The sequence below is a fragment of the Leeia oryzae DSM 17879 genome, assembly GCF_000376945.1.
Classification (GTDB): domain Bacteria; phylum Pseudomonadota; class Gammaproteobacteria; order Burkholderiales; family Leeiaceae; genus Leeia; species Leeia oryzae.
Map to the genome: position 1 here is coordinate 58,877 of NZ_AQXU01000019.1, position 10,648 is coordinate 69,524.

At 53.7% G+C, this 10,648-nt stretch carries 8 protein-coding genes; 2 read left to right on the forward strand and 6 right to left on the reverse strand.

Annotated features, from left to right (window positions below; translation table 11 throughout):
- Positions 1-5 precede the first annotated feature (5 nt).
- From pdxH to F552_RS0106030, 4 genes are all read right to left on the reverse strand, one after another.
- Entirely contained in the window at positions 6-644 is a 639-nt protein-coding gene (pdxH, locus tag F552_RS0106010) for a pyridoxamine 5'-phosphate oxidase (protein ID WP_018150827.1), read from the reverse strand.
- A 120-nt stretch (positions 645-764) separates the two neighbouring features.
- Positions 765-1,643 (reverse strand): DMT family transporter, encoded by an 879-nt coding sequence (locus F552_RS0106015; protein ID WP_018150828.1) that lies wholly within the window; start codon positions 1,641-1,643, stop codon positions 765-767.
- 160 nt (positions 1,644-1,803) lie between these two features.
- Complete coding sequence (gene aceA, locus F552_RS0106020) at positions 1,804-3,102, reverse strand: isocitrate lyase (protein ID WP_018150829.1); 1,299 nt, start codon at positions 3,100-3,102, stop codon at positions 1,804-1,806.
- Between the two features lie 664 nt (positions 3,103-3,766).
- Positions 3,767-4,057, reverse strand: coding sequence for a hypothetical protein (locus F552_RS0106030; RefSeq protein ID WP_156802239.1), 291 nt, complete (start codon positions 4,055-4,057; stop codon positions 3,767-3,769).
- Between F552_RS0106030 and smpB the strand changes: the two genes are divergently transcribed.
- Positions 4,025-4,483, forward strand: coding sequence for an SsrA-binding protein SmpB (gene smpB / locus F552_RS0106035; RefSeq protein ID WP_018150831.1), 459 nt, complete (start codon positions 4,025-4,027; stop codon positions 4,481-4,483). The two genes, F552_RS0106030 and smpB, sit on opposite strands and share 33 nt — an antisense overlap.
- Positions 4,484-4,579: 96 nt before the next feature.
- The gene (gene guaA, locus F552_RS0106040; protein WP_018150832.1) at positions 4,580-6,136 is read left to right on the forward strand and encodes a glutamine-hydrolyzing GMP synthase; all 1,557 of its coding nucleotides are present in this window, start codon (positions 4,580-4,582) and stop codon (positions 6,134-6,136) included.
- A gap of 271 nt (positions 6,137-6,407) precedes the next feature.
- On the opposite strand, the gene F552_RS0106045 is transcribed toward guaA, so the two are convergent.
- Together F552_RS0106045 and F552_RS18625 are read right to left on the reverse strand one after the other, a co-directional pair.
- On the reverse strand, positions 6,408-7,607 hold the full coding sequence (locus F552_RS0106045; RefSeq protein ID WP_018150833.1) for an EAL domain-containing response regulator: 1,200 nt from the start codon (positions 7,605-7,607) through the stop codon (positions 6,408-6,410).
- Positions 7,604-10,624, reverse strand: coding sequence for a hybrid sensor histidine kinase/response regulator (locus F552_RS18625; RefSeq protein ID WP_018150834.1), 3,021 nt, complete (start codon positions 10,622-10,624; stop codon positions 7,604-7,606). Before F552_RS18625 ends, F552_RS0106045 begins: the two co-directional genes overlap by 4 nt.
- Positions 10,625-10,648: the final 24 nt, after the last annotated feature.

The following is a 10,648-nucleotide window of genomic DNA, read 5'->3' on the forward strand; positions in this document are numbered from 1 at the left end:
AGGCCTCAGGGCGCCAGCCGGCTGCGTTCCCATTCGCCGTTGTTTAGTTCATACAGCACACGGTCATGCAGGCGGCTAGGGCGGCCCTGCCAGAATTCGACGCGGTCTGGTGTGACACCATAGCCACCCCAGTGCGGCGGGCGCGGTACGTGGGTCAGGTATTTCATGCCAAACTCGGCCGCACGGGTCACCAGCACAGATTTGCCGCTGATCTTGGTACTTTGCTCGGATGCCCACGCACCTATGCGGCTGGTGTACGGGCGGCTGTTGAAATACTGGTCAGATGCTTCATCAGACAACTTCTCGATTTTGCCTTCGATGCGTACCTGGCGCTCCAGCTCCGGCCAGAAAAAGGTAATGGCCACATACGGAGTCGCAGCAATCTGCTGCCCTTTGCGGCTGAGATAGTTGGTAAAAAACTGGAACTGGCCGTTTTCTATCCCTTTTAGCAGCACAATGCGCGCGCTCGGGCGGCCATCTTCGCCCACGGTGGTCACGTGCATGGCTGTCGGTTCTGGTACTTCGGCCGTCATGGCTTCTTTCAGCCATTGCTCAAACTGGGTAATCGGGCTTTTTGCGCAGTCTTCCGGAGACAGCTCCTGCTTAGAGTAGTCTTTTCTGATATCCGCTAGATTTAGTGCCATGGTCTGTGGTGCTTTCAGGGAGGAAGCCGTATTGTCAGATGCTTTACCGGCGGGATCAACCCCGTTTTGCGGAATTTACGGTTGCAGCTAGTTATCTGCCTGTTAACAGCGCAAAGAGTCTCAGGATGATTTGGGGCCGCGACGAAAGCTGATCCGGCCACTCACCAGCGCGATAAAGATCAGTATGCAGCCAGCCAGCTGGATGCGGCTCATGGCATCATTCAGCCACCAGGCCGCCAGCAGGCTGGTCCAGACCGGTTCCAGCGTCATGATCAACGCCGCATGCTTGACCGGAGTCAGGCTCTGCGCCTTGATCTGCAGGAAAAACCGCAGGCTGGTGGCAATGAAAATACTCGCCAGCAGCCATCCCAATGTGGTCGTCCCAAACTGCGGTGGCCAGCTTTCTTGTGTCAGGCCGACCAGCAAGGAGACTGCGCCCGTCAGGCTTAACTGGATGGCGGTCAGACAGGCAATGGGGATGCCGGTCGAAAAACGGGAATTCAGGTTGAACTGAATGGCAAACCCGAAGGCGCTGGCCAGAAACAGGCTGTCTGCCATTGTCAGTTGCAGGCCATGTTCCAGAGACAGGCACGCCAGCCCGATGGTGGCCACTCCGGTGGCCAGCCAGTTTTGCAGCGGCAGATGAATCCGGAACATCAGCAAACCCATGATGGGCGCCAGGATCATGCCCAGGCTACTGATAAATGCGCCTACGCCCACATGGGTGGCATGGTGCAGACCTACCATCCAGCACATCATTGCCACCGTCATTACTGCCCCGGTCAGCAGAGACTTCTTGATCTGTCTGGCATTCAGTTGCCGGAAATCCGCCAGACCGAACAAACCCACAAACAGGCCGGCAATCAGAAAACGTACCCCCAGAAACAGCAGCGGCGGCATGACTTCCATGGTTTTCAGCGAAAATATCCAGCCTGCCGCCGCGATCAGGGTAACGATGATCATCAGCAGGTCGGCCTTGACATGGGTGGCGTGTTTCACGCGAGATTCCAGTTACAAATAGGCTTACAGCGTGGGGGCAAAGCAAGCGGGGTCATGGATGTCAGTAGCTCAAAAACAAAACCCCCAGCGTTTAGTCTGGGGGTTTTGTCATGTTACACAGGACACACCGCAAAGGCCAGCGTGCCAGACGAAAATCGTCTTAGTGGAACTGTTCTTCTTCGGTAGAACCGGTCAGTGCGGTCACGGAAGACGCGCCACCCTGGATAACGGTGGTGACATCGTCAAAGTAACCGGTGCCGACTTCCTGCTGGTGAGAAACAAACGTGTAACCGCGTTCGCGAGCGGCGAACTCAGGCTCTTGCACTTTCTCAACATAGGCTGACATGCCGCGTGCCACATAGTCTTGCGCCAAGTCGAACATGTTGTACCACATGTTGTGAATGCCGGCCAATGTGATGAACTGGTATTTGTAACCCATGGCACCCAGTTCACGCTGGAATTTGGCGATGGTGGCATCGTCCAGGTTTTTCTTCCAGTTAAAGGATGGCGAGCAGTTGTAAGCCAACAGTTTGCCTGGGTGTTTTGCATGTACGGCTTCTGCAAATTTGCGGGCAAATTCCAGATCTGGCGTACCGGTTTCACACCATACCAGGTCAGCGTAGTCTGCGTAGGCAACGGCGCGGGAGATGGCTTGTTCCAGACCTTTCTTGGTCTTGTAGAAGCCTTCAGCGGTACGCTCACCGGTCAGGAACGGTTTGTCATTGTCGTCGTAGTCAGACGTCAGCAAGTCAGCAGCTTCTGCATCGGTACGGGCAATCACCAGCGTTGGCACACCGTAAACGTCAGCAGCCATACGGGCAGCGATCAGTTTCTGGATGGCTTCTTGTGTTGGCACCAACACTTTACCGCCCATGTGGCCACATTTTTTCACGGAAGCCAGTTGGTCTTCCCAGTGAACGCCAGCTGCACCAGAGCGGATCATGGCTTTCATCAGTTCAAAGGCGTTCAGTACGCCACCAAAGCCGGCTTCAGCATCGGCTACGATAGGCGCGTGGTAATCGATGTACCCTTTGTCGCCTGGGTTCAGACCTTTGGACCACTGGATTTCATCTGCACGGGTAAACGCATTGTTGATGCGCTCTACGACCTTAGGCACAGAATCCACTGGATACAGGGATTGGTCAGGGTACATTGCTGCGTATTCGTTATTGTCGGCAGCTACTTGCCAGCCAGACAGATAGATTGCCTTGATACCGGCTTTGACCTGTTGCATGGCCTGACCACCGGTCAGCGCGCCAAGACAGTTCACATAAGGTTCGTTGTTGACCAGGTTCCACAGTTTTTCGGCGCCACGGCGAGCAAGGGTATGCTCAACTTGTACAGAGCCACGCAGACGAACAACGTCTGCTGCGCTATAACCGCGTTTGATGCCTTTCCAGCGTGGATTTTCTGCCCAGTCTTTTTCCAGAGCGGCGATTTGTTGTTCACGTGTAGTCATACTGAAACCCCTTTTTGGTTGCTATGTCTGTCTGTCATCGATGCAGGCCATTCAGAGAGGGGGCCTGACAATCGCCACGGTTGATGCAGAAAACCTGGCCATCGAAGAAGGGTATCCCGACAATCAGGCTGACCGAGTCAAACCGGTTGCAGCATTTGCTTATATTTCATGTCATCACCGGCGAAGTGTTTCTAAACAGCCCGGAGGTATCGGTTATCAAGGATTCATCCTGCAATGACGTCCCCTTGCGACAGATATTCCGTTAACGGCTTTCGTAGAAACAAACCACCCGTCATCACATCTGCGTGCACAAGCACTGCATTTACCTCCACGGGGGCCAGAGATCGAGTCTGGCGAACCAACTTACAAGTAACGTGTTATTGCGTTGTTACCTGTTTTACACATTGCCAGCATGTGGCCGGCAACTTGTGTACAAGTGGATGTTGGAACCCATTATTACACAAAAAAAGAAATTGTGTGCGCTGCAACATCATCATAGAGTTTGATGCTAAGTATTTGAAAAAGTTATCAAAATATCAGTGTGCTAAAGCTACGCAGGCTAAGTATGAGCGCAGGTTGCCGCAAGTTCTTATTCTGGTTGAAAAAATCAAAATTTGCATGCCTATGGCATGTTGCACTGCGGGCGGGTTTTGCCCGGCTTTGTTCAGAAAAACAGAATAAAGAATTGCGATGGATGAAATACAGAAAATGGCATTTTCAGCCCAAAAACCGGTGATTTTTTACCCCGGTACGGGTAAAGGCCGGTGATAAAAAGCAGATGCAGGGCTGGTGTGTGCCATTGGGCTGGGTGTGTCCCCGGATTGTCCGGTTTTGTCTGTGGGGCAGGCATGCGGGCGGCGTTGATTTCTGGTAGAATCTCCCCTTTTAAGAGATCGCCTCTTGGCGACATCTGATACGTGCTATGAGCATTGCATCCAATAAAAAAGCGTTTCACGACTATTTCATCGAAGAAAAGTTCGAAGCCGGGCTGGTGCTGGAGGGCTGGGAGGTCAAGGCCATCCGCGAGGGCAAGGTTCAACTGAAAGAGTCGTACGTCAAACTGCTGCGTGGGGCGTTTTATCTGGTCGGGGCCCATATTACCCCGCTAAAGACCGCCAGTACCCACATCGTTCCGGATTCTACCCGTAGCCGCAAACTGCTGCTCAATGCCCGCGAAATCGACAAGCTTATCGGCAAGGTCGAACGCGCTGGCTATACGCTGATTGCGCTGGACATGCACTTTGTACGCGGCCGCATCAAATTGCAGATTGGCCTGGGCAAAGGCAAGAAACAACACGACAAACGCGATGCAGAGCGAGACAAAGACGCCAAGCGCGAAGCGCAGCGCGTGATGAAGCATGCCAAGGGCGGCGCAGACTGAGCGTCGTCGCCTGCGCAACCCGGTTTAAAAGTTTTAAAGTACTAAACGTTTTCTCAACCCTGAGACCTGTGCTCAGTTGTCATTCGGATACCCGCCATGGACAAAATCCTTATCCTAGATTTCGGCTCTCAAGTTACCCAGCTGATTGCCCGCCGCGTTCGTGAAGCTCACGTCTACAGCGAAATTCACCCTTTTGATGTCACGATCGACTTCATCAAGGATTTTGCACCGAAGGCGATCATTTTGTCCGGCGGCCCGAACTCGGTGTACGAGAGCGACTATCAGGCCGACCCGAAGCTGTTTGAACTGGGCGTACCGGTACTGGGCATTTGCTACGGCATGCAATGGATGGCACAAGCACTGGGCGGCAAGGTAGAAAGCGGCAACGTGCGCGAGTTTGGCTATGCAGAAATCCGCGCCCGCGGCCACTCTGCACTGTTCCGCGATATTCAGGACAAAACCAACGACCAGGGCCACGGCCTGCTGGACGTGTGGATGAGCCATGGCGACAAAGTAACTGCCGTACCAGAAGGCTTCAAGGTCATTGCCAGCAACGACTCTTGCCCGATCGCCGCCATTGCCGACGAAGACCGCAAGTTCTACGCGGTACAGTTCCACCCGGAAGTCACCCATACCAAACAGGGTACTGCCATCATCAACCGCTTTGTGATCGAGATCGCCGGTGCGGCACCGTCATGGGTGATGAAAGACTACATCGAAACCGCCGTTGCCCGTATCCGCGAACAAGTTGGTTCTGACGAAGTGATTCTGGGCCTGTCTGGTGGTGTGGATTCTTCTGTCGCTGCTGCGCTGATTCACCGCGCCATTGGTGACCAGCTGACCTGCGTGTTTGTAGACCACGGCCTGCTGCGTTACAAAGAAGCAGAACAAGTGATGGAAATGTTTGCCGGCAATCTGGGTGTCAAAGTCATCCACGTTAACGCCGCAGACGAATTCATGAAGCACCTGGCTGGCGTGAGCGACCCGGAACAAAAGCGCAAGATCATCGGCCGCGAGTTTGTCGAGGTGTTCCAGCAAGAGTCTGCCAAGCTGCCTAGCGCAAAATGGCTGGCCCAGGGCACCATCTACCCGGATGTGATCGAATCTGCCGGTAGCAAAACCAAAAAAGCCCACACCATCAAGAGCCACCACAACGTGGGCGGCCTGCCAGAGACCCTGAAGCTGCAACTGCTGGAGCCACTGCGTGAACTGTTCAAGGACGAAGTTCGCGAGCTGGGCGTGGCGCTGGGTCTGCCTCCGCATATGGTGTACCGCCACCCGTTCCCGGGCCCTGGCTTGGGCGTGCGGATTCTGGGTGAAGTCAAATCCGAGTTTGTCGGCCTGCTGCAACGTGCAGACGCCATCTTCATCGAAGAACTGCGCAACTTCGGCTGGTACGACAAGACCAGCCAGGCGTTTGCCGTATTTTTGCCAGTGAAATCTGTGGGTGTGATGGGCGATGGCCGCACTTACGACTACGTGGTTGCACTCCGTGCCGTGGTCACCAGCGACTTCATGACTGCCCACTGGGCAGAACTGCCATACGAGCTGCTGGGCCGCGTGTCTAACCGCATCATCAACGAAGTACGCGGCATCAACCGTGTAGTTTACGATGTGAGCGGCAAGCCACCAGCAACGATTGAATGGGAATAAGAGGGGTTTTGTAACTGTCTGATTTACATAAAATGTAGACAATATTTGAAATCCGGAAGATCTTGAATGGCCAGCTAAACTGTTGTTTTAGTTGGCCGTTTGACTTTGTAGGGGGGCACAAAGTACCTTGACTCGAGACTTCCGGGCATTGCTGAGCGTGATGGGTAGCGGCTGGGAGCGTGCATATCGCCAAACGCGTCTGTCAGAGACATCCTGATAAGGTTTTTGGACAGGGATCTTACTGGACGTATTCTGCATCTGTAGTTTGTGTTCAAGACTTAAGCAAGCCGAGGTCATTACAGCGCTGTTCCCATCTCGGCAGCCAGTCGTTAAATGCTGACATGGGCATCGGCCGGGCGATGAAATAGCCCTGAGCGATGTCGCAACCGTGTGCGCGCAGAAAATGCCAGTCGTTGATGTCTTCTACGCCTTCCGCCACGCTACGCATATCCAGCTTCCGGGCGATATCGAGGCTGGCATCACAAATGGTGGCCAGTTGGGCATCGCTGTGGGCATTATGAATGAAAGACCGGTCAATTTTCAGTTCGTTGAAAGGCAGATCACGTAGCTGGGCGAGAGAGGAGTGTCCGGTACCGAAATCGTCAATGGACAGATCGACATGCCTTAGCCGCAGTCGCGCGAGGATGTCCAGTGGTGCGCGCATGTCCTTCATGAAACGGCTTTCTGTGATTTCCAGCACCAGGCGGGAAAGCGAGACATCCATTTCCTGTGCGGTCGAGATAACGAATTCGGGGAAATTCAGATTATCCAGATTGTCCATTGAGACATTCACAGCGACATGTATCTCATGACCGGCATCCGACCAGGCACGCATCTGACTCAGGGCACTGCGTAATACCAAACGGGTTAGATCATCAATCAGGCCATGTTCTTCCGCCACCGAGATGAAGTGGTCAGGAAATACCAGGTTGTCTCTGGCATGTTGCCAACGCACGAGAATTTCCACTCCTGTGACTTCGCCAGTACTCAAGCTCACCTTGGGCTGACAATGGCAAATCAACTCCTTTGCCGTTATTGCATTTTTCAGTTCGTCCGGGCCATAACTTTTACTGCTGGTAGATGATCTGGATACGTCCATGGTTTCTTGATGGCTTAGCACTGCAGCGAGTTGTTCGGGGCTGATGGGCTTTTTGAGCCAGCCTAGTACGCGCAAGCCATGGGCTCTTGCCAGTTGCTCTGCGGTTTTCAGGATGCGTTCATCCTCTCCACTCATGAAGACCAGCTCACCGTTGTAACCGCCTTGCATCAATGCGCGTACAAATTCGATGCCATCCATGCCTGGCATCTGCAAGTCTGTCAGGATGATATCGAAACGGTCGCCTTTTCCGATGAGTGCTAATCCATCAGAACCACCAGAGACGTGAGTTACATCCTGAAAACCCAGGTTGGCCAGTTGATGTGTCAGTAGCTTGAGCGCAAATGCATCGTCATCAATGAGTAAAATCTTCATGCTTCATTCTCCTTGGACAGCAACCAGACCAGCTCCTTCTGAACTTTAAGAAGCAGTACCTCTAGTTGCCCCATAATGTGCTCTACAGCTAAACCATCCTTATGTTTACCAGCGATTTCCAGTTCCTCACAAATGTCGCCGAGTGACAGGGCACCAACTGAACGGGATGATGACTTGAATTTGTGGGCTATCACCGCAAGCTGAGCATAATTCCAGGCCTTGGCCGCCATGCGCAATTCAACGGCGGTGGCTGCGGCAAAACTGGCGTAATCAGACAGAAAATCTTGCAGGGTGGCAGGGTCGTTGCCAACCAGTAGTTGCAAGACGGATACATCGAGCGCGCGTGATGATTCCGTCGCATGTGCATGGTCTTTTCTCGGTAGCCAAGCCTCAAGTACTTCCCTTAATCTGGCGAGCGCCACAGGTTTGGTCAGGTAATCATCCATGCCGCTTGCCTTGGCGCGGGCAACCTCTCCACGAAGTGCATTGGCGGTGAGTGCAATAATCGGAATCCGGTACCGGCCGATTTCCTGACGGCGGATCTCTGTTGCCAATTGGTAGCCATCCATGGTCGGCATGTGCAGATCGGTGAACAACAGTGCGAACCCGCCTTCGAGCCAGCGCGCCAGCGCTTTGGCGCCATTCTCTGTCACCTCGGCAGCGTAACCGAGCAATGCGAGCTGTTGCAGAATGACTTTCTGGTTTATCTGGTCATCCTCGGCGATCAGAATCAGGCGGTTTTCTGCCCGCGCCTGCGCCACGGTCGGAGGCGGGATGGATTCGCCCGGCAATGTTTCTGAAGTACGGTTCTCGAATACCTCTGGGGAGATTCGTCCTGCTGCGACGGCAATCGCACGCAGGAATGCCTGCCGACGCATGGCATCGCCATCAATCGATACACTGTCCGGGGTAATGAGTCGGGCGCGTCGACGTCGTCCCCGGCCTATACTGACGCAACGAAGGTGTGAGGGCAGGGTATGTCCACGTAAAGAATGATTATCCGCTTCTGCATGAAGGAGAACGGTAGGTGAATCCATTTCCATTGCTAAACGCACTACTTCCTCTAACGCATGGCAGGAACGAACCTCGGCCCCTGCGTATTCCAGATAGCAGGTCAATGCTTCGGCATCTATGTTCGTTGTATTGAGCAGCAGGCATAAGAGACCAGAAAGATCGAGCGACTCGTGATTTGTTTGTTCTGCGGCCAACGGGAAGGGCAATGTTGCAGTGAACTCACTGCCTTCGCCCGGGGTACTGGCCACAGTGATGTCTCCCCCCATCAGTTTCACTAGCCGCTGACAGATCGTCAGCCCGAGACCTGTCCCCCCAAAGCGGCGAGTTGTGGATGTTTCAGCCTGGGTAAATGGGGTAAAGAGACGCGCGAGCGCTGCTTTATCCATGCCGATCCCGTTATCTTTGATCGTGAAAGAAATGCGCAGTGGCTCTGAGCTGGCCAGGGTTGCGCGAACTTCAACCTGACCCGCCCGCTCCGGGTTTCCGGAGGAAAACTTGATGGCATTACTGACCAGATTGAAAAGCACCTGCCGCAAACGCGTATCATCTCCCTGTACCCGATCAGGCAATACGGGATCAACAAACATGCGTAGTGCGACACCATGCCGTTGCGCGACGCTGAGCAGGGACGTACATAACCCTTCCACCAGATCGCTCACACTCAACGGTAGCTGTTCAAACTCGATGCGGCTTGCCTCAATCTTTGAGAAATCAAGAATGTCATCAATCAGCGCCAACAGCGTGGCACCTGATTCACGCATGGTCTGAACCTGGTCGCGCTGGTGTTCTGTCAGCCTGCCGTGTTCCAGTACTTCCAGCATCCCCAGTACGCCGTTCATGGGAGTGCGTATTTCGTGGCTCATGGTGGCAAGGAAGGCCGATTTTGCCTGGCTTGCCTGCTCGGCATCTGCACGCGCTTTCGTCAGCTCGCCGATCAGCCGGTTTCGGTCGCGAAGGTCGTGCAATGTGCCGATGAAGTATTTTTCTCCATCGTGCAAGAACTCACTGATCGAGAGTTCAAGGGGAATGAGCGTGCCATTCTTGTGTTGGCCCACAACTTCTCGAGATGCGCCGATGATGCGTGCATCACCCGTACGCAGGTAGCGTTGTACATAGCTATCGTGTTCACTTTTCATGGGTTCTGGTATCAGCATGGAGACATGCTGTCCAAGGACCTCCTGGACTGAATACCCGAGTACCCGCTCAAGTGCCGGGTTGGTGCTAGATATCTTGCTATTAGCATCAATTGTCACGACCGGGTCGTGAAGGTTGCTGAGATAAGCCCTTTCTCTTGCGCTAAGTGACGCAAGCTGAACATATAGCTTGCCATTTTCCAGCAGCAATACGATCAGGACGAAGCTCGCCGCCATCAGGCCGTATACGCGCCCCATATACCAGCCTACATCGTAGCGGCCATGGTTAAGGACGGCTGCCAGCGCGACATCGAATATCCAGATCAGCATGATGACCATCAGCCACATATCAAGCAGCGAATGCTGTTTGCGAAACCAGAGTAACCCTAAGGCAGAGAAGCTGATGACCCAGACTACCAGCGCCACCAGAATTTTGGTGCTGGCATCCAGATTGCCATTCATGATTTCCGGGAGCAGCCAGGCGCCACGGGTGGCGAGCAGCATGAACGACGAGGCAAGCGCCAATACAATGATGAGCGAGAGCCACATTACCCATGCGAGCGGTATGCTGCGCTCAATGGAAGTAACGGCTTTGTTTTTAAGTGCGACATAGGCAATCACAAACAGTGGAAAAGACCCATGCCAGAAAAAATACACCCATGCAGTCGTTTGCGGCCCTGAATGCAAAAGGCCGGATGGTGCAAATAACCCAGGAAAGCTTAATGCATGAAAGGTCGCCATGGCGGCATTAAAAAGATAGCCGCAAGCAATCACCATTAACCCGCGCGAACGCAGAATATCGTACTGGCCCAGAAGAAGGATGAACGTAATGACATCCCCGATGATCACGGCAGACTGATAGGCAGGCAAGAAAGCGGGTACCGGCGTGAGGGG

Bases quoted from the DNA above. Each gene is read 5' to 3' on its own strand.
- pdxH (WP_018150827.1), bottom strand. From the start codon at position 644: ATGGCACTAAATCTAGCGGATATCAGAAAAGACTACTCTAAGCAGGAG.
- aceA (WP_018150829.1), bottom strand. From the start codon at position 3,102: ATGACTACACGTGAACAACAAATCGCCGCTCTGGAAAAAGACTGGGCA.
- smpB (WP_018150831.1), top strand. From the start codon at position 4,025: ATGAGCATTGCATCCAATAAAAAAGCGTTTCACGACTATTTCATCGAA.
- guaA (WP_018150832.1), top strand. From the start codon at position 4,580: ATGGACAAAATCCTTATCCTAGATTTCGGCTCTCAAGTTACCCAGCTG.
- F552_RS0106045 (WP_018150833.1), bottom strand. From the start codon at position 7,607: ATGAAGATTTTACTCATTGATGACGATGCATTTGCGCTCAAGCTACTG.